Annotated in this window: 13 protein-coding genes; 11 read left to right on the top strand and 2 right to left on the bottom strand. The window is 74.9% G+C overall.

The window, feature by feature from the left end:
- Nucleotides 1–137: 137 nt before the first annotated feature.
- The 9 genes from eccD to BMW99_RS36555 all read left to right on the top strand — a co-directional run bounded on the left by eccD (nt 138) and on the right by BMW99_RS36555 (nt 14,978).
- Nucleotides 138–1,526: a type VII secretion integral membrane protein EccD gene (eccD, locus tag BMW99_RS36595; protein WP_075018302.1), complete on the top strand. Its 1,389-nt coding sequence runs from the start codon at nt 138–140 to the stop codon at nt 1,524–1,526.
- An 11-nt stretch (nt 1,527–1,537) separates the two neighbouring features.
- Nucleotides 1,538–3,178 (top strand): type VII secretion protein EccB, encoded by a 1,641-nt coding sequence (gene eccB, locus BMW99_RS36590; RefSeq protein ID WP_075018301.1) that lies wholly within the window; start codon nt 1,538–1,540, stop codon nt 3,176–3,178.
- Nucleotides 3,178–6,549 carry a hypothetical protein gene (locus BMW99_RS36585; RefSeq protein WP_075018300.1) on the top strand — a complete coding sequence of 1,124 codons (3,372 nt, stop codon included), beginning with the start codon at nt 3,178–3,180 and terminating at the stop codon, nt 6,547–6,549. Before eccB ends, BMW99_RS36585 begins: the two co-directional genes overlap by 1 nt.
- Entirely contained in the window at nt 6,546–9,842 is a 3,297-nt protein-coding gene (locus tag BMW99_RS41690; protein ID WP_079176310.1) for a right-handed parallel beta-helix repeat-containing protein, read from the top strand. The genes BMW99_RS36585 and BMW99_RS41690 overlap by 4 nt, the downstream gene beginning before the upstream one ends.
- A 155-nt stretch (nt 9,843–9,997) precedes the next feature.
- Nucleotides 9,998–10,336 carry a WXG100 family type VII secretion target gene (locus BMW99_RS36575; RefSeq protein ID WP_075018299.1) on the top strand — a complete coding sequence of 113 codons (339 nt, stop codon included), beginning with the start codon at nt 9,998–10,000 and terminating at the stop codon, nt 10,334–10,336.
- Between the two features lie 120 nt (nt 10,337–10,456).
- Nucleotides 10,457–10,747: a WXG100 family type VII secretion target gene (locus BMW99_RS36570; RefSeq protein ID WP_069466165.1), complete on the top strand. Its 291-nt coding sequence runs from the start codon at nt 10,457–10,459 to the stop codon at nt 10,745–10,747.
- A gap of 3 nt (nt 10,748–10,750) precedes the next feature.
- On the top strand, nt 10,751–11,311 hold the full coding sequence (locus BMW99_RS36565; protein WP_069466164.1) for a hypothetical protein: 561 nt from the start codon (nt 10,751–10,753) through the stop codon (nt 11,309–11,311).
- A gap of 81 nt (nt 11,312–11,392) precedes the next feature.
- Complete coding sequence (locus tag BMW99_RS36560; RefSeq protein ID WP_075018298.1) at nt 11,393–14,311, top strand: hypothetical protein; 2,919 nt, start codon at nt 11,393–11,395, stop codon at nt 14,309–14,311.
- A gap of 238 nt (nt 14,312–14,549) precedes the next feature.
- A complete protein-coding gene (locus tag BMW99_RS36555; RefSeq protein ID WP_141726453.1) occupies nt 14,550–14,978 on the top strand; it encodes a YbaB/EbfC family nucleoid-associated protein in 429 nt (142 codons plus the stop codon).
- Nucleotides 14,979–15,038: 60 nt separating this feature from the next.
- Here BMW99_RS36555 and BMW99_RS36550 read toward each other — a convergent pair whose 3' ends face one another.
- Nucleotides 15,039–16,370 (bottom strand): hypothetical protein, encoded by a 1,332-nt coding sequence (locus BMW99_RS36550; protein ID WP_075018297.1) that lies wholly within the window; start codon nt 16,368–16,370, stop codon nt 15,039–15,041.
- A 93-nt stretch (nt 16,371–16,463) separates the two neighbouring features.
- Nucleotides 16,464–18,509, bottom strand: a complete 2,046-nt coding sequence (locus BMW99_RS36545; protein WP_075018296.1) for a hypothetical protein — start codon at nt 18,507–18,509, stop codon at nt 16,464–16,466.
- Between the two features lie 523 nt (nt 18,510–19,032).
- Here BMW99_RS36545 and BMW99_RS36540 point away from each other — a divergent pair.
- Together BMW99_RS36540 and BMW99_RS36535 are read left to right on the top strand one after the other, a co-directional pair.
- On the top strand, nt 19,033–19,401 hold the full coding sequence (locus BMW99_RS36540; protein WP_141726209.1) for a hypothetical protein: 369 nt from the start codon (nt 19,033–19,035) through the stop codon (nt 19,399–19,401).
- The coding region (locus BMW99_RS36535; RefSeq protein ID WP_143080605.1) for a WXG100 family type VII secretion target at nt 19,398–20,392 on the top strand (995 nt) is incomplete at its 3' end. The genes BMW99_RS36540 and BMW99_RS36535, both read left to right, overlap by 4 nt.

The following is a 20,392-nucleotide window of genomic DNA, read 5'->3' as shown; positions in this document are numbered from 1 at the left end:
CCACACCGCACCACAGCAGAACGACAACCGCACCACCCCGTACCGCGAAGTCCCACCCTCCTCCGCCCTCCTGCCGCCGCCGCAGACCCGCCCCATCAGCGGGCCCGCGACGGACCGATCCCCGCTGGAGCACACCCTTGACGACGTCAACGCCCCCACCGCCGACGCCGACCGCCGATGTCTGCCGCGTCACGGTGGACGGCCCGGCCGGCCGCTCCGACCTGGCGGTGCCGGTGACCCTGCCCGTCGCCGCCCTGCTGCCGGTGCTGCTGCGGCACGCCGGCATGCCGGACGGCGCCAGCCGCACCTGGGTGCTCCAGCGGCTCGGCGAGGAGCCCCTCGACCCCGACGGCACCCCGCAGACGCTCGGCCTGCGCCACGGGGACGTGCTGTGGCTGCGGGCCGCGGAAGAGGCCCTGCCCGCCCTGCACTTCGACGACGTCGCCGACGGCGTCGCCCACGTCGTCAGCAGCCGGCCCGGCCGCTGGAGCCCGTCCGCGACCCGCGTGCTGGCCCTGGTCGGCGCCGCCCTCGCCCTGCTCGCGCTCGCCGCGGGGCTACTGGCCGAAGGGCCCGGCGCTGCCGCCGCCTCGGCGGCCGGCACCGCCGCGGTGCTGCTAGCCGCGGGCGCGGTGACCGCCCACCGGCTCGGCGCACACCCCGCCTGCGCCCTGACCGCCGCCTCCGGCGCCCTCGGCTTCGGCGTCCTGGCCGGCCTGGTCATCCCCAGCGACTCCCACGGCGGCTTCCGGATCGGCGCGGCCGCCTTGCTCCTGGCGGGCGCCTGGACGCTCCTGGTCGCCGGGGCGCTGCTCGCGCTGCGGGCGGTGCCGCCCGCGCTGCCCGGCTCGGTGCTGCTGCTCGCCGCGGCCACCGCAGGCGCCTGCGGAATGGGCGTGGCCGGCTGCTCGCCCAGCCAGGCGGCGGCCCTGACGGCCGGGGTGATGTTCCTGCTCAACCACCTCGGGCCGCGTACCGCACTGCGGCTAGCCCGGCTGCGCGCCCCCCAACTCCCGCACAACGCAGACGAGTTGCAGCAGGACATCGACCCGCAGCCGGAGGAGCGGCTGCGCACGCGGACCGCGGTGGCCAGTGTCCTGCTGGACACCCTCGCGCTCGCCTCGGCCGCCTTCTACCTGGCCGCATGGTGGCTAGTGACCCAGCGCACCGACTGGGCCGGCTGGGTCGTCCCGCTGGTCTTCGGCGCCGCCGTGCTGCTGCGGGCCCGCGAACTCACCGGTGTCGTCCAACGGGTGGCCACCACCATCGGCGGCGCGGCCGGCCCGATGGCTGTCGCGCTGCTGATCGCGGCGCCGCACGGCACCGGGGTGCGGCTGGTGGTGCTCGCCGGGCTGCTGCTGGCCGCCGCGGGCCTGCTGGTGGCCGCCGAGCGGCTGCCCGGCAGCCGGCTGCTGCCCGTCTGGGGCCACCTCGGCGACATCGGCGAGTGGATCACCACCATCGCGCTGGTGCCGCTGCTCTTCGAAGTGGTGCACACCTACAGCCACATCCGCGGCCTGGCCTGAAAGGGGCGGACGTGCAGACCCGACGCGACCATCTGCAGGCGTACCAATTCGCAGTCGGCCAGCTGGCCACCGCGCTGGTCACCGGCGACCCCGGCCGCGGCACCGGACCCACCCGGCGCGGCACGCTCGGCACCTACTTCGGGGTGCTGCTGGTGATCCTGCTCTGCGCCGGCTTCGGCATCTACGGGCTGATCAAGCCCGTGCAGAAAGACACCTGGCGCAAGCCGGGCTCGATCATCGTGGAGAGGGAGACCGGCAACCGCTACCTGATGGTCGACGGCACTCTGCGGCCGGTGCTCAACTACGCCTCGGCGCTGCTGCTCACCGGCTCCTCCGGCACGGTGCGCACCGTCTCGCGCGACGTGCTGTCGAAGGTGGCACACGGCGGCCCGGTCGGCATCCCCGACGCCCCGGACTCGCTGCCCGCGGCCGGCGACGTGCTCACCGGTGGCTGGGCGCGCTGCCTGCGGCCAGGCGCGCTCGGCGAGGTGCTGGACCTCGCCCCCTCGCACGTAGCGAAGGTCCCGGCCAGCGCGCAGGCCGTGCTCACCACGAACGGCGGCGCCCGCTACGTGCTCTTCCAGAACGTGAAGTACCCGGTGCCCGACGCCTCGACGCTGATCGCGCTCGGCCTGGACGGCGGCCGGCTGCTGCCCGCGCCCGACAACTGGCTGGCCCGGGTGCCCACGGGTCCGCCGCTGGCCGCGCCCGCGATCCCGAAGGCGGGGCAGCCCGCGGGCAAGGTCGGCGGGCAGGCGGTGAAGGTCGGCCAGCTCTTCCGCACCCCGGCCGACGCGGGCGGCCACACCTACGTGATGCTCGGCAACGGCATCGCGCACGTGACAGCCACGCAGTTCGCGCTGCTGGAGGCGCGGCCGGGGGCCGCCGCGGCGCGCACGGTGGACCCGACCTCAATCGCGGCCTCGCCGGTCTCCCCGACCGGCCTGCCCGCGCGCGGCCTGCCCGAGGTGCTACACGCCCCGCAGGCCCGTACCAGAAACGCGGCCCTGTGCCTGCGCCAGACCACCAAAGGCGCCGGGCTCACCGAGCAGGTTGTGCTGGAGACCGGCGAGGCCGGCACCACGACCCGCCAGGTGCTCATCCCGCCGGGCCACGGCCTGCTCGTCCTCGACCAGGACCAGATCAGGGCGGGCAACCACAACCCGCAGTCGTACCTGGTGGACGAGCAGGGCGTGCTGTACCCGCTGGGCGACACCGGGGCAGCCCCGGCGCTGCGGCTGAGCGGGCCCTCGACGGCGATGCCCGAGGACGTGCTGGCCCTGCTGCCGCACGGCCCCATGCTGGACGCGCAGGCCGCCGCGGCGGACGTCCCGGCCTCGGCCCTGACGTCCGGCAAGGGCGTCGGCGGCGCGCAGGGGTCCGCGCAGGTAACGGCGGCTCCCGCAGGGCAGGGCAAGGCGTCGAAGTCCTCGTACACGCAGGGCACCGGCGAGCCGACGGCAACTGCGGCCCTGCGGACGGGAACGGCGCAGGTGCCCGCAGTGTTCGACAAGGCGTCGCCGTCCGGGCAGGACGCCGGCGTGACAGGGGCGGCGGCAGCCGTCCCGGGTACGGAGATCCGGCCGCCGGCCGATGACACAGCGGCGGTCCGCAACGGGGCCGCGGACGGTGGGAAGGGCGGGCGGCGGTAATGAAGATGCGCCTCGACAGCAGCGTTGTGTCCGGCGCGCGGGCGGGCCTGCGGGTCCGGCCGCTGGGGAACGCCCTGCTGGTTCACCGCAAGGGCGAGCCCGACAAGGTTGTGGCGGCCTTCGCCCAGGCGCTCGCGCCGGACCCCCAGCACCAGCTCGTCGTCGTGGATCTGCCGCTGGGGGCCGACCGACGAGAGTGGGAGGCGGTGCCCAAGGCGCTGCCCGGCGCGCCTGGCGGGGTCCGGATCGTCTTCAGCCGGGCGCTGCCGCCGCAGGTGCGCGCCTTCGGGCAGGCCACGGCCGACCGGCTAGGCAGCACCGTGCTGGTGCCGGACGGCGCCGTGCGCACGGCCCCGGACGGCGGGCTCTTCGTGCCGCACGACGCAGGCGCGGGGTGGCTGCAGCACCGCGCGAAGCGCGCGGCGGCATACGACTCGCGGCGCTTCCCCAAGCCCGCTTGGGAGTACGCGGTGGCGGACCAGCCGTGGAGCACCGCGCCGCACGCAGTGGTAGAGCCGACGGCCAGCGGCATCTGGCTGCGCGGCCACCCGCCGGGCTCGGCGGGCGGCCGGCACTGGCTGGTGGACCGGATCGCGGGCAGCGTCGAGGTGCTGACGGCGGTCCTAGGCAGCCCGGGCGGTCCGCCGGTCGAGCTGCCGGACGCGGTGCGGGTGTGGAACAGCGTGCTGCCCTCGGCGCGGCCCTGGGTGCGCTTCCTGCAACTGGGCCCGGTGACGCTGCCGGAGGGGGTGGAGTCGCTCGGTCAGGGCCTCGCGGACAGCACCGGCGAGCAGGTCGTCTTCTACACCGGCCTGCCGGCGCTGCCTTTGGTGGCCGAGCAGGCGCGCTACGTGGAAGTGCCCAACCGGGACGGGACGGCGGCCTGGCGCCCGTTCGCAGGCGAGGTGGTGTACTACCCGTCGGTGGGGGCCGTCCCACCGCCGCCGACCCTGCTCGGGGTGCGCTCGCCGGTGACGGGGGCGGCCGAGGAGACGAGCCGGGTCTTCGCCTACGGCCACGGCACGGTGCTCGAAGTGGTCCAGAGCGGGCTGTGGCTGCGACCGCCGGCGGAGCCAGTGGGCGGCGACGCGGTCCGCCGGGTGACGGCGGCCCCGGGCCGCGCGGTCATCCTGTACGACCGGAGCACGCCGGAGACGGGCGAACTGCTGCGCGGGGTGGCGGAGGACATGCTACGCCAGTTGGACCCGACGCTGCGGGACGCGTTCCGGGTGGCACCGGCGGACGCGCCGGGGGCCGCGCTGGGCTGGAGCGTCCAGGGGTGGTGGTCGGCGACGCCGGCCATGGAACCGCGCGCGGCGCACGGCCACTTGCGTGAGGAGCGGGCGGTGGGGCACCACGCGACGCAGGAGGCGGGCCCGGCCCACGCGGCACCTGCCGCAACCCGCCACCCTGCGGCGGCGCAGGCGCAGACGGGACCGTATGCGCCCCGACTCCCGCAGCAGCAGCCCCCGTCGACGGAGACGCAGGGCCCGCCGGCGGAGCGGTCCCCATACACGCGGCCGATCGAGACCCCGCCCGCGACGGCGAACGGAAACGCGTACGCCGAGGCCGCCCCGCAGAAGGCGACGTCCGCAAGACCGGCGGGCGCGGCGCCCCCGCCGCCGGCCGCCCCCGCGTCCCAACAGCCCCCGCACCCTGGGGTCCAGGGGCAGCCCCACGGCAGCGTCCCGCCACCCGGTGCCGACGGCCCCCCACCGGCTCATCCACCGACCTACCCGCCGGCCCATCCGGGGGCCCGCCCTCCGGCCCGTCCGCCGGGCCCGGGAGGTGGTGATGCGCTGCCGGGCCCGCCGCCGCAAGCCGGCGGTGGGGACCCGAGCTCGCCCGCACCGCCGGCACCACCGGACACAGCCCCGGGTCCCCAAGAACCGTCCCCACCCCAAGACCCCATCCCGGCACCGCATTCCGCTCCGCCCCCTGCCCCACGGCAGGCGGCGGAGTCCAGCATGTCCGGCCCCTCCCCGGCAAGGCTCCCGAGGTTCACGGAGACGGCGGCACCGTTCGACCCGGTGACCCCCGACACCCCGCCCTCCACCGGCCAACCGGCCCCCTCCGCACCCGCACCCCCGGCACCCCGTCCGGGCAATGCCCCACCGACGCCCTCCGCCCCGCAGCGCGCCCCCGCCCCCGCCCTCCCCATCGGCATCCGCCTGGAGTCCTCCGGCACTTCGGCGCCGACGGCGCCCGGCACCCCCGGCGGAGGAATCCCGCAGGCAGGTGGCGGCCCCGGCACCCCGGCACCCGCGCAGCCCCAAGGAGCCCCGGGCGCGCCCCCGCAGGGAACGCCCGCACCGGGCGCTCACGGCACGGGGCAGACCCCGGTCGCCGTCCCAAGCGCCCAGGGGACCGCTCCCCAAGCAGCCCCAGGCGCCTGGGCGGACCGTCCTTCGGAGGCCGCGGGCCAAGGCGTCCGCGTGCAGTCGGCCCCCCCGGGCGGCGCCACCGCCGTACCGCCCGAACGCGGACTGGAGAAGGAACGCGCCTGGCTGTGCAAGACGTTCAGCAACCAGTTCGGCGCGCTGGCCGGCTCCGTCTCCAGGGTGATGTCGGAGTCCCCGGGGCTGCGCTCCGGCTCGCGCGAGGAGGGCGCGGACACCCTCACGGACCTGGTCGCGGTGCGGCTCTACCTGGGCGGCGACCACGACCAGGTGGACGCCGCGGTGCGCCAGGCCAACCCCGGACCGCACGTCCCGCTCGCCCGCTGCGTGACCGCGGGCCTGCGCCGGTTGCCCTCGTACCGCGGCGCCGCCCTGCTGCACGCGTCCCTCACACCGCAGGAGCTGGGCTGGTACCGGGAGGGGCGGGTGGCCACCGAGTGGGCGTTCTGCCGCGCCTCGACCGCGCCCTACCGCGTGCCCGAGCACGACGTGTTGTTCCTGGTCTGGTCGATGACGGCGCGCCGCACACGGCTGCTGGACCCGGCGCAGCCGGACCGCGTGCTCTTCGAGCCGGGCACCCGGTTCCGAGTGCTGCGCACCAACCCGGGCGCGCCCGCGGCCGTCCTGCTGCGCGAGCTGTCGGCCGCCGAGCCCGACGAGCCAGCGCCCCGGCCCGCCGTCGGCCGGGACGGGGCCGGCGGCCGGTCCGCCGCGCTGGACGCGCAGGCCTTGGTCGGGCTCGAAAAGACTCTCACCGCGCTGCGCGGCGCCGCGAAGGCCGAGGGCGAGCCGCCGCCGCCCGGCACCCCGCCGGGGCTGCTGCCGCCGTACGCGGCGGCGCCCACCCAGCCCTCCCCCGGCAGGCCGGGCGGCGGCACGGCGAGGGGCCCGCAGGCCGGCCCGCAGGCGAAGCGGCCGGGCCCACCGAGCAGTACGAGCAGCATGTCGAACAACAAGGGAGCACGCAGGTGATACGGCAGGTGCTGTACGTCGCGCCGGACCGGCAGGGCGCGTACCGGTCGATCGGCGCGGCGCTCGCCGACGCACGGGAGGGCGCGCTGATCACGGTGGCGCCGGGCCACTACACGGAGAACCTGCACATCACCACCCCGGTGACGGTGGCCGCGCAGGACAGTGCCCAACCCCCGGAGGTGCACGCGCAGTCGGGCAGCACGGTGGTGCTGGACGCGGAGGCGGTGCAGCTGTCGCAGCTGGTGCTCAGTGGCGCGGACCGCGAGGCCCCGGTGCTGGACGTGCGGCGCGGGCAGGCGGCGCTGGACGGCTGCCGGCTCGCCGGGGAGGCGTGGGCCGCGGTGCTCGCCTGGCACGAGGGGGTGCTGGCGCTGCGGGACTGCGAGCTGACCAACGCCCGGGGTGCCGGCATCGTGGTCACCTCCGATCGGCCCAACGTGGTGGAGCGCACCCGCATGTTCGACCTGGGCTCCTCCGCCGTGGTGGTGGCCGAGGGCGGGCGGCTCGCGGTGCGCGGCTGCACGCTGCAGCGCGTGCAGGGCAACGGGGTGTGCGCCAACGGCCGCAGCTCGGTGGTGGTGGAGGACACCACCGTCGAGGGCTGCGGCAAGCCGGCGCTGGCGGTGGAGCAGGAGGCTGCGGCCTCGCTGCACGATGTGCGGGTCTCCGGCAGCGCGACCCTGGACGCATATCTGACCAGCAGCGGCGAGACGGTCCTTTCGGGCTGCCGGTTCACCGGCGCGGGCCGCCAGGCGGTGCACATCGGCGCGGGCGCGGAACCGCTGCTGCGGGACTGCTCGGTGGAGGGCGCGGGCGAGGTCGCGGTACAGGTCGCCGCGGGCGCGCGGGCGCGGCTGCAGGAGTGCACGCTGTCTGAGGTGCCGGTGGGTGTCGGCGTGGCGGCCGACGCCGAGGTGGAGTGCACCGGCCTGGTGGTGCGTGGGGCCGGGCAGGCCGCGGTGCGGGTGGACGGTGCCGGACTGCTGCGGGCCGAACGGCTGACCGTGGACGGCGGCGAGGAGCAGCGCGGCACCGGCGCGGTGGTCCGCGACGGCGGCCGGCTCGAACTGCGTGACGCCGAGGTCGCCGCCCACGCGGGCCTGGAACTGGCGCGGGGCGCGCGGGCGGAGCTGGCCTCGGTGCGAGTGCGGACCGGCGGCGGCGCGGGCCTGTCGCTGGTGCAGGAGGCGCAGGCCGACCTGTCCGGGTCGGCCGTCACGGGCACGGTGGTGGTGGCCACCGAGGCCCTGCTAACCGCGCGCGAGACGGAGTTCGCCGGGGCGGATGGCGACGGGGTGCGGCTGGTCTCCGGCGGGCAGTTCGTCGCGACCGGCTGCCGGATCACCGGGGCGCGCGGCCACGGGCTGCACGTGACGGCGGGCTGCCGGGCGGAGCTGACCGCGTGCGCGGTGCGGGAGAACGGCGGGGACGGGGTGCACTCCCGTACCGAGGAGCCGGTGGTCCTCAACGACTGCGACATCCGCGACAACGGCGGCCGGGCGGTGGGCGACGGCAACGCGCCGACCGCGGGTGGCAAGGGTCCCGCCCGCTCCGGCGGCGGCCAGGCCCCGGGCGGCGAGGACGCGTTGGGCCCGGCGGAGGGCGGCGGCGCGGCCGGCCGGGCCCGGTTGGTGGGTCCGACGGCCGAACTGGAGGCGCTGGTCGGCCTGGAGAGCGTGAAGCGCGAGGTCACCGGGCTGATCAACCTGAACCAGATGGCCCAGCGGCGGCAGGAGATGGGCCTGCCGATGCCGCCGATGAGTCGGCATCTGGTCTTCGCCGGCCCGCCCGGCACCGGCAAGACCACGGTGGCGCGCCTGTACGGCGCGGTGCTGGCGGAGTTGGGCATCCTCAGCCAGGGCCACATCGTGGAGGTGGCCCGCGCCGACCTGGTGGCGCAGATCATCGGCGGCACCGCGATCAAGACCACCGAGGTGTTCAACAAGGCGCTCGGCGGCGTGATGTTCATCGACGAGGCGTACACGCTGACCAACCAATCCCGCGGCACCGGGCCCGACTTCGGGCAAGAGGCCGTCGAAACGCTGATGAAGCTGATGGAGGACCACCGCGACGAGATCGTGGTCATCGTCGCCGGATACTCCAAGCAGATGGACCAGTTCCTGGCCTCCAACCCCGGCATGGCCTCGCGCTTCACCCGCACAGTGGAGTTCCCCAACTACAGCCCGGACGAACTGGTCACCATCGCCCGCGGTCTGTGCGTCAAGCACTACTACGAGCTGTCGCCCACCGCGCTGGACGCACTGGTGCGCTACTTCGAGGACGTCCCCAAGAGCGACACCTTCGGCAACGGCCGCGTGGCACGCCAGATCTTCGAGGAGATGATCAGCCGCCAGGCTTCCCGACTGGCCGCCGAACCGCCGCAGGAGGACAGCGAGTTGAGCGTCCTGCAGGGCGAGGACGTGCCGGTGGTGGAGGAGCGGGCCGCCGCGGGCGGCCAGGATCCGGCCGGCTCCGGCGGCTCGGCGCTGCGCCGGCTGGCCGGCTTGGTCGGGCAGCAGGCCGCCCGGGACGCGCTGACGGCCCGGCTGCGGCGGCTCGCGGCCGCCCGCGGCGCGGAGAAGCCGCCCATGCCGCGGGCGGCCAGCGTGGCCCTGGAGGGCGCGCCCGGCGCGGGGCGGGCCGCGCTCGCCTCCCTGTACGCGCGGGCGCTGGCCGAGCAGGGCGTCATCGCGCACGGCGCGGTGCTGCGGGTGCCGCTCTCGCAGGTGCCCGCGCGCTGGCCGGAGCAGCCGGCGGTGCGGCTCGCGGCGTCGGTCGCCGAGGCCGAAGGGGGCGTGCTGCTGGTGGAGTTCGACCCGCCCTTCGGCAAGCGGCCGCAGGGCGAGCAGGAGGCGGTGCTGGATGCGCTGACCGGCGCGGTGGGCGTGCCCGGATCCCCGGTGATGGTGCTCAGCGGCACCCCGGCCATGCTGCCGGTGCTGCGCCGCCGCAGCCGGCTGGCGTCGGCGCTCGCAGAGTACGTGCGGCTGGTGCCCTACAGCCCGGCCGAGCTGGTGGCGCTGCTGGACGGCCGGCTGGCCGGCTCCGGCTTCTCGCTGGCCGAGGACGGGGCGGCCGCGCTGGCCGAGGAGTTCGCCCGGCGGCCGCCGGCGGGTTCGGTCTTCGGCGCGCACCGGCTGGCGGACCTGATGGCCTCGCGCTGCGAGGCGCGCGCGGTCGGCGCGGAGGACCTGTATGCCGTCGGGGTCGTCACGCCGCCGGCCGAGCCGGTCGGCGGGGGCGCCGCGTCGGAGCCGGTGCCGGGCCCCGAACCGGTTCCGGCGGGGCCGTGACGGGCCGGTGGGCGGGCACGGACAGGCAGACTTTCCAGACCGTTGGGCAGCACGACGGCTGCCCACGCCGGCGGGTGCCGCCCACCGACCACGATGGACGCTGACCGCACGAGGGGGCGCCGCCGGGTGCGGCGCCCCCGACGAAAGGAAGTGGTATGGCCTCCACCCAAGTCGATATCCAGGGAATGACCGCCGCCCAGGGCACCTTCCAGACCGCTCTGGACGAGACGTCGAACTCTTACGCGCAGATGGACGGCCAGATCATGGGCCTCCAGTCGAGCTGGCAGGGCGACGCGGCGAACATCTACCACAACGCCATGCAGGAGTGGCTGAGCGACTTCTCGAAGGTCAACGCCGCCCTGCAGCGCATGCTGGAGCAGCTGTCGGCGAACACCGGCGTGTACGCCAACGTGCACTCCGACACCCAGGACCAGGCCAACCGCCTGGCGCAGAGCATGGGTTCGGGCGGTGGCCTGCCCAACTTCCCGATCTGATCCGCTCCTCCGGCAGCTTTCGCGCTCTCTTCGCTGGCCCGCGCCGGGCCTTCACCAAAACCTCCGCCAGCACTCCCGCCTGCCCCTCACCGGGCGCCGCCCTCGTAAGGAGCCAGCACCGTGGCCACATACAACGTCGACATGAACCAGGTCGAGTACATCGTCGGTGAGATGAACACCATCACCCAGCGGATCAACTCCACGCTGGAGGATCTGGACAACCAGTCCAAGATGAACCTGAGCGAGTGGACCTCCAACGCTCAGGCCATCTACGCCGAGGTCAAGGCGCAGTGGGACGCCGCCGCCGCGGACATGACCCAGAAGTCCCAGATGGCCACCCAGATGCTCGGCACGATCAACGAGTCGTACGGCAACGGTGAGCGCCAGGGCATGGGCATCTGGGGGAAGTAGACCGTGTCTGACGTCAATCCCCTCGCCGGTCGGCACCAGCCGACGTACCAGAAGACCCCCGTTCCTTACGGCGGCCCGACCCAGGTGACCCCCGACCACGACCCCTTCAACGACACCACTGGGACGTTCGTCCCGCCGAAGGTGCCCACGGGCGGCAGCGCGGGCGGCAAGAAGACGGCGGTCGACACCCACGCCCTCGACCTGTTCGCCACGAACATGGACGCCCTGGTGAAGCCGGTGCAGGACGCCGTGGCGTACCTGCAGGAGAACACGCACGTGCGGGCCGGGGCGTTCTACCACGGCAACACGATCCGCACCAACCTCAACGGGCCCAATGACGACGGCGGGCTGAAGAAGGCCGTCGGGTTGGTGCTGAGCGACCTGGCGCAGGGCATCACGGACATCGCCACGGGCGTCCGCGCCATTTCCGCGAAGTACAAGTCGATCCACGACGACACCGTGCTGAATGCCACCGACGTCCAGACCTACATGCAGGCGGCGCAGGGCGACTTCGACAACCTGGTCAAGGACGGCGGCGGGTCGACCGGCAGCGGCAGCAGCTGACCGGTAGCCGGGGACGGGAGGGGCGGCCGACGGGCCCGCTCACTCCCGTCCCGGGCAGGGCACCGACAGGCGAGGAGCGCCATGGCGGACGACAACAAGTACGACGGCAACGGTTTCACCAAGGGCGACGACGGCACCATCTTCGGTGACCCCGGCAGCGATCCGGGGTCCGTCTCGGACTACGACACCTGGGACTGGAAGCAGATCGAGGCCGCGATCAACGGCATGTCCGCCGGCGTGGACAACACCGCCAACGTGGACCACGCCGGGGACGTCTCCTCGCCGCCGTCGCTGCTCAACGCCGCCCACGCCTTCGCCTACGCGCAGAACACCTTCAGGATCATCGCCAAGGCCCTCGGGGACCAGGCCAACGCGCTCGCCGGCACCGACGGTCCCTGGCAGGGGGATGCCGCCGAGACGTTCTTCGACATGATCAACACCTTCTCCAAGCAGGTGCAGGCGAACGCCGACGTGCTCTCCGGCGGCGCCACCGGCAGCCACTCGGTGCCGCAGCAGATCGCCAACAACTCGGTGAACCTGAAGAACGCCCAGCTGCTGATCTACGACATCGACATCTGGTACGCCGACCAGGCGCAGAAGATGGGCGTCAAGCCGATGTCGAACGGCCTCATCCCGGTCAGCCAGAGGCCGCAGCTGGTCGAGATGATGACCAACGACATGCGGAAGGTACTGAAGAGCCTGGCGGGCAACTACCAGGTGACGATCGACAACCTCAAGGCGCCGACGCCAATCAACAGCCCTCTCACGAACCCGCCGCCCACCGACACTCCCCCGCCGACGGACACCCCGCCGCCCACCGACACTCCTCCGCCGACGGACACCCCGCCGCCCACCAACACCCCGCTGCCCACCGGCGGCCTGAACACCGGCGGCCTGAACACCGGCGGGCCTGACACGGGCACCCCGGCCCCCTTCGGCGGCCCCACCTCCACGGACGGCCCCGGCAACGACCTGACGACGAAACCGCGCGGCTTCCCAAACAGCACTGACACCAGCGGCCCCTCCGGCGACGTGCCCCCGTTCGACCCGAACGCGCTGGACGCGGCTCTCAACCCGGACGGCTCGCCCAGCCCCTTCCCGCACGGCACGGACACCGGCGTGCCCGACAGCGGGATGCTGGACCGGGCGAACCCGCAGGACCTTGCCGCCATTCCGCCGACCGGGTTTCCCAACTCCACGAGCACCGACGCCGCCACGAACCTGCCCAACACCGGGCTGCCGACGAATGGTTCGACCTTCAACAACACCGGCACGCCCAAGGACTTCCCCGGCGACACCGGGCTCGGCGGCACCAACGGGCTGTCGGACACCGGCCTGCCCAACGACACCGGCACGCCCGCGGGCTTCCCGGGCAACCTGGGCCTGGAGTCGGGCGGCCCGCAGTCGAACCTGGCGACGGGCGAGACCCCAGGCGGGACGCCGTTCATGCCGCCCGGCGGCATGGGCGCACCCGGCGGTGCCAACTCCGCGCAGGCGGGCACCGACCCGAGCGACGCATCCGGGCTGCTGGACTCCAACGCCGAACCGTGGGCGGGCTCGACGGACACCGGTCTCGACGAACCCCAGAACTTCGCCACCACCCCCGACGACACCGGCCTCGACCTGCCCACCAGCACACCCGAAGTCGTCCCCGACACCAGCGACCTCGCCACCACCGGCGAAACCCCCGGCGGCATGCCCTTCATGCCACCCGGCGGCATGGGCGCACCCGGCGGCAGCTCCAACACCGGCCTGGGGGGCACCGACCCCAGCGACGCGTCCGGCCTCCTCGAAAACTCCGCCGAACCCTGGACCGGATCGCCCGACACCGGCCTCGACGAACCCCAGAACTTCGCCACCACCCCCGACGACACCGGCCTCGACCTGCCCGCCTCCGAGGAGTTCCCCGCGGCGACCGACCTCGCCACCGGCGAGACCGCGGGCACCGGCGGCATGCCCTTCATGCCCCCCGGCGGCATGGGCGCACCCGGCGGTGCCAACTCCGGCCAGAACAGCACCGATCCGAGCGACGCCTCCGGACTGCTGCAGACCAGTGCCGACCCGTGGGGCGCCGAACGCGACTTCGCGGCCGGCGAGCCCCTCGCGGAGGGCGCCGGCCCGGTCGCGGCGGGCGGGGCGTACCTGACCGCGCCGACCGAGCCGGTGCCGGGCTTCACCGCCGAGGAGCCGGCCGAGGCCGCCCCGGGCACGCCCGGGACGCCTCTGCTGCCCGGTGCCCAAGGCGCTCAGGGCACCCGGCAGGACGGGGAGGAGCGGCCCACCGAGTCAGCCCACCTGCTCGCCCAGGAGTCCGCGTGGGGCGACGGCGCGGACGGCGATCCGCTGCCCGCCGAGGGTCGTGGGCCGCTCGCCGGGGGCGCGGCCGAGGGCGGCGCCCTGGTCGCCCCGGGCCACGGCGGCGACCACACCCGCGAGGCCGCGCTCGTCGCCGAGGCGGCGCTGCTCGGTGAGGCCGCACTCGCCCGCAACGGCCGTACGCAGGCCGCCGAGGAGCAGGTGCCCGGGGAGGTGGAACCGCTGCTCGTGCTGCCCGCGGGCGGTGAAGAGGCCGGCGACGAGTTCGCGGCCTGGGACAGCAACGAGGACTCCATCGTGCCCATGCTGTGGGCTATGGGCCCGCTGGAGGACGAGGAGGGCGACGGCCCACTCTCCCGCTACTCCCGCGAGGACGAGGAGACCTGGACCGGCGCTGCCGCCGAGGCCGACGCCCCGCCGCCGCTGGCCACCTGGCAGCCTTACCGGCAGAGCGCGGCAGGCACCGGCTCGATCCGCATCGAGGAGATGCCGAGGTCGGGAGACATGAGGTGCGCTGACGTCCCGTACGACCCGGAGCTGGAGGAGCAGCCCGAGGAGGACGAGGACGAGGAGGGCGGTGCCGGCGAGGAGGATACGGCCGCGAACCGCAGCGCGGCCGACCTGCTGGTGCAGGAGCAGAACGTGTGGGGCGCGACGGGCGACCCGGACGACGCCCTGTCCTGACGCCCCCGCTACGGTGCCGCCGCCCGCTCGATGCTCGCGGGCGGTGGCACCGTAGCGCGCCCTGCAGGCCCTGTCGGCAGGCGGACAGGCAGAGTTGCAAAGCGGACAGGTCGAACTCGCCGCTCCCGGTGGAAGAGCGGCCTGCCCTGGGTGCTACTTGACTGGTGGGGTGCGGCTGCGGCCGTATCCCGCCCGGACCCGGCGCGGGGCGGGCGGCACGAGCGACGGGAGCAGCACGGTGGCGGGGTACGAGCAGGAGATCGAGGAGTTGATGACCGAGTACCGCAGACGGCGGGAGGAGGCCGACACGACCCGGCAGCGTATCAACGAGTCCGCGGGGACGGCGACCGCGCCGCGCAAAACCGTGAAGGTGACGGTGACCGCGCGCGGCGAGGTGACGGACATCGAGTTCCCAACGGCCGCGTTCCGCCGGATGACGCCCAAGGAGCTGGCCGACGTACTCAAGGCGACCATCGCCGAGGCGCGGCAGAAGGCGCTGGCGGAGGTGGACCAGCAGGTGACATTCGGCCGGCTGCTCAAGGGGCTGCAACCCTCCGCGCTGCTGACGGGCAACGTCCAGCTGGCCGACCTCTTCCCGCCGGAGCCGGAGGGCGGGGAGTTCCCCGAGATCGACCAGGCAGAGCAGAACCGCCGCAAGGAGCCGTAGGCAGCACCGCCGACCGGGGCCGGTCCCCCCGTCCGCGGGACGGGAGGACCGGCCGCGCGGTCAGTGGACGGTGTGCGAGGACCAGACGGGGCTACCGCCGGCCGAGCGGATCACGACGTTGCCGTCGTCCTGCAGCACCATGTGGGCACCTTCGTTGCCGGCGCTGCCCGAGGTCCACAACGAGTTGCCGTCAGCGCCGTAGACGACGAGGTTTCCGTCCGCCTGGAAGACGGCGTAGTTGCCGCTGCCGGAGGTCCCCGAGGACCACAGCACGGAGCCGTCGGCCGGGTCGCCAATCTCCAGGTTGCCGCCCTGGGTCATGGCGACCCGGACGTGGTCGGTGGAGACCGACTGCCCGGCGTGCAGCACCGTGGTGCCCTCCACGACCCGCGTCCCGTACTGCGGGGCGGCGGGCTTGGTGGGAGGGGCCGGCGGCTGGGCATCTGTGGTGTGGGCGGACGTCGCGCCGGCCGGCTTCGCCGCCTCGGGCGAGACCGTTCGCGGCTTCGCGGTGTCCGTCCGCGCCACGTGGACGCTCGTGGCGGCCGGCTTTGCTGTGGTCGGCTTGGCGGCCGACTCCGCGGCCGGCTGGACGGCCTCCTTGGTCACCGTCACCGCCGGCTTGGCGGGCGTCTCGGCCGCCTTCTTCGCGGCGCCGGGCAGCAGTGCGTCGAAGTTGTGCGGCGCCAACTCCCGGTCCAGGGGCGCGGCCTGCGGCAGGACGCCGAGCTCGGTCCCGTGGGGGGCCGCGGTGGTCGTGGACGGGCTCGTCGTCGGCGTCGCCGTGGTGGGCGAGGTCGGGCCGTGCGCGCGGACGGTCGGGCGGACGTGCCGGTCGGCGCGCGGCACTTCGGTGGTGGGGATCGTCCCGGCGGGCACGGTGCCATCGGTCAGGCCGGTCCTGCTGCCGGTGCCGCCATCGGACACGGCGTGCGAGGTGTGGCCGTCTGAGCCCAGGGTGGCCACCGGGACCGCGCGGTCCGGGCCCTCGCCGGTGATCTCCTTGTCGCCCTTCTGGTGCATGAGCGGAGCGGAGACCAGGACGGCGCCGGCCACCGCGGCCGCGGCCACCAGCGGCCACGGTCCGGTCCTGCGCCCGGAGCGGGCACCCTGCTCGTCGGCGCGGAAGGTGCCCGGGTGGGGGCGGAAGGCGAGCGCGGCGCTCTCGGGCAGCGGGCGGAGGGCGGCGGCGGGTTCGGCCGCACTCGGCAGGTCCAGCAGGCCGAGCGCGCCGGCCGCCTCGGCCTGGCCGCGGGCCAGGGCCGCGGAGGCGGCCGCGCCGTCGAGGTCGCCGTCGTGCAGCGGCAGCGGCAGCGCCCGCCGGACGCGGCGGGCCCGCAGTGTTCCTCCGGAGTCCTGACGGTCCGCGCCGGGCGGGTGGGTGGGGATCATGGCGTTCTCCTCGTCGTTCGTCGGGCCGTGGTCCGCGGGTGGTGCCAGGGGCGCTCGCGTGGGATTCGGCGCCCGACCGCGGTCCACGACGTCTCAGGGCCGGTCGGGTCGCTCGCGGTCCGGCGCGTGCCCCGCCGCGGCGCCGCCGGCCGCGTAGGCGGCCTGGCCGGCGAGCGGGGGGACGACCGGCGGGGTGAAGGTGGGCGCCAACGCGACCGGCAGGTCGGCGACCAGCGCGCCCGCGATGCCCATCGGCTCGGCGGCCGCCTGGTCGCCTGTGCTCCGGGCCGCGGTGGCGGCCGCTGCGGGGAACGCTGTCTGCTCGCCGCCGACCGGTGCCTGCGCGGCCGCGGGGCGCTCCTGGTCGCCGTACGCGACGGTCAGCGGGCGCGGCCCGGCGTGCTGTGCGATCCCGCTCTGGCCGGTGTCCCGGCCCTCCCGGCTCGGGGCAGCGGCGGCCGGACGCCGGTCCGCGCCGCCGTCGTCGTGTCCCGCGGGCCGCGGGCCGGTCGGCAGGGGGCCTGGGGTGAAGACCGGTTCGAGGGTGCGGCCGAAGGCGGTACGGGCGGGCGCGGGCTCGGCGGGCGGCTCTGCGGGGGCGGGCGCGTACGGGTCCGCGGTTTCCGCGCCCTCCGGCCCTTCTGCGAAGGCCCCGGCCTCTTCGTCCTGCTCGTCCGCCTCCAGCGCGGCCGCCTGCGCCACCGCCTCGGCCCTGCGCACCAGCGGCAGGACGTCGGCGAGCGGGGCGCCCGCCTCCGTCGGGGAGCCGTCCTCGCCGGCCGTGCCGCGCCAGTCGCGGGGGGCGACGGCGAGGTCGTGCCGCATGGCGAGGCGGCGCAAGTCGCGCAGGTCGTCGGCGGTGCAGTCGCCATGGAGTTGGACGAACGTCCGCTCGCGCACGTCGTCCTGGAGGGCGGTGAAGAGGCGGTCCAACGCCTCCCAGACGGCCGGGTCGAAGGGCACCTCGGGGATGCCGACGTCCAGCGCCATCAGGTCGCGGTTGACCGGCCGGGCAGCGATCTCCTCGGGCACGGCGGACCCGTTGGGGCCGACCCACAGCCCGGCGCGGGTGACGACGACCTCCCACTGCCGGTCCAGCATCATCGCGCCCGGTTCGAGCCCCGGCCGCAGACCGCCGATCGGGGGCCGCCAGGCGCCCAGGCTCGGCCCGGCGCTGTCCTCGGCCTCGGCGGGCGTGCAGGTGACGGCCTCGACGTATGGCCGCCAGGAGGGCTCGCCCTCGGCGTCGGTGAGGACCGTGCGGGGCGAACCGGCGGGCGCCGAGGGGGCGTCGAGCAGCAGCGGCAGGCCGGTGGCCACCCGGACGGGGATACCGAGCAGGTCGGCGACGCCCTGGCCGGCCGGCAGCAGGTCAGCGCCGTCGCCCGGGGCGAGCCGCACACTGCCGCGCACGGCGCCGGGCAGCGCCGCGATCACCTCGGCGAGGGCGTCGACGGGCACCGCGCCGGTGTGCGAGGAGCCGACGAGGACCAGAGGACCCGCGGGGTCGGGCGGCACCGCGTACCGCAGCGCGTCGGCGCCCTCGGGCGGCACGCCGACCGGCAGGACGAGCAGGCCGGCGGGGATCTGCTCGACCACGCAGCCGGCCGTCGTGGGCGGCGCCGCGCGCTCGACGGCGGCCTGCCACGCCGGTTCCGGCAGCCGGGTGCCGGTGCGGTGCGGGGCGAGCCCCGGCGAGAAGTGCCACCAGCCGCCGGGCGCGCCCGGCAGGTCGGGGGCGAAGACGGTGCCGCCGGGGACGACGACGATCAGTCCGGCCGGCGCGAGCACATCGCAGGAAGCGGCCTCGGCGAGCGCCTGGGCGAGCGCGCCGCCACCGGGCTCGGCGGCCCGGGCCATCACGAGCCGGACCGTGCGCACGCCGTCCTTGCGGGCATCGGTGAGTTCGGGGGCAAGCAGGGCGTACAGCGCCTCGGGGGCGCAGAAGCCGGCCCCGACGAGCACGGTGGCCTGGTCCGCGGCGTAGCCGCGGCGCAACTCCTCGGCGGCCTGGGCGAGATGCTCAGAAGGCGAGCCGCCGGTGTGCACGACGAGCACCCGGTCCTCAACGCTGACCTGCAGGTGCCCCGAGCCGGGACGGGCGGCGCGCAGCCGGCCGGTGCCGCGCCGGGCGCTCACCGCGGGCTCCATACAGTGCGGCGAGCCGGTGCCGCGGGGGTGTGTGCGACGCGGCCGCGCGCCGCAGCGGCCCGTGCCGGCCGGGTCCGGCCGGGCCGGTCCCCGCGGCGGGCCGCGTCCGCCCTGCTCGCCGCCCTTGCCGCGTCAGCCGCGCGCACCTGGTGCGCCCACGTCACAGTCACGTGCCGACAGTAACCGAGCAGGTCGGAGCCCACACCAGCGTCATCGGGCGGGCGCGGGGCCGCGGTCGGGGCCGACGCGGTGCCGACTCGGCCCCCGAACAGCGGAGTTGGGGCCCACCGGGGTGCGCTAGGCACCGCGCGCAGGCCGCCATGTCGAGCCCGACGGGCAAGGTGTCGGGTACAGACAGGCGCACTTGACCATCACGCGCGCAAGTGCTCGCGCGCACCAGGTATTTCTTGGGTGAGGTTGTTCGCCGTGACCCCACCGACCCGGGGGACGCGGCGGACTGTCCGGCTGGCTACGCGGGGCCGAAAACGGCGGCGCCCGAGGAAAGGACCTCATGATGGGCAACACCTTCTCCGCCGACACCGGGGGCATCGGCAAGAACTCCCCCTACATGCAGGAGCTGGGAAGCCGGCTGCTCGCCGTGCACGACTGGCTGAACGCCACCCACGAGGAGCTGTTCGGCTGCTGGGGCGAGCACGGCGACCGGACCGGCGCGCAGTTCTACGCGCAGTACGGCCCGAGCTCGCAGCGCATCCTGGAGACGGTCCGCACCGCCAAGCAGCTGTTCGACAGCACCTCGGACGGCATCACGACGATGGCGAAGGGGCTCGATCAGATGGAGGGTACGCACATCGATGCGGCCCGCAAGCTCGCCCCCACCCAGGCAGAGCCGCGCTCGACGGAGACCGGCAAGCACGGATGAGTATCGACCTGCCGCCTGAGTTGGATTGGGTGGCCGAGCTCGCGGTGGGTCAGTCGTGGCCGAAGGGCGACGAGGACAAGATGCAGGTCCTGGCCCAGGCCTGGTACCAGTCCGCCCAGCACCTGGAAAAACTCACCGACGAGATCGACCCCGCCACCACCGGCGTCCTCGACTCCCTCGGGGGCCCCGTCGCCGACCAGTTCGCCGACTTCACCCGGCAGATGCGCACCGTCCTGCCCAACGTGGCCCAATCCGCCAACGGCATCGGCGACCTGTCCCGCAACGCCGCCGTCCAACTGGAGTACACCAAGTACTCCCTCCTCATCCAGCTCATCTTCCTCGCCTACGCCCTGTGGGAGCTGGCCTCCGTCGGCCTGCCCGAACTCGACGGCCTCGTCATCGCCGCCGTCCGCACGGTGTGCTGGAAAATCCTCCAGTCCCTCGCCCGCAACGTCGTCATCGGCACCGCCTTCATGCTCGGCACCGACGTCGCCGTCCAGGTCATCCAATTCCTCAAAGGCGACCGCACCTCCTGGAGCTGGGACAACACCCTCCAAGCCGTCGAAGGCGGCGCCGTCGGCGGCGCCTTCGCCGGCATCTTCACCGAAGCCGCCAAATTCGTCCCCCCCAAATTCGGCAACGCCCTCGGCCGCCAACTCGCCGTCGGCGGCGCCACCGGCATCGCCACCACCTTCACCATGGACGCCATCAACGGCAACCTCGGCGACGCCCTCACCAACGGCCTCGCCGCGACCTCCGGCGCCATCGGCGGCCTCTACGGCGGAAGACGAGGCGGCGGCCCCCACGACGAACCCCACCTCACCGACACCGACTTCAAACTCCCCGACCTCCCAGACCTCAACACCCCCGGACCCGACAACGCAGACGGCATCTTCACCACCCCCCTCCCCCTCGACCCCACGCAAACCGGCAACGGCACATGGGCCCGCACCCAATGGCAACAACAGAACCCGCCACCCGCCCACGGGGA

This window comes from Actinacidiphila rubida (assembly GCF_900110255.1).
Classification (GTDB): Bacteria; Actinomycetota; Actinomycetes; order Streptomycetales; family Streptomycetaceae; genus Actinacidiphila; species Actinacidiphila rubida.
This window is presented reverse-complemented; position numbering and strand designations above follow the sequence as displayed.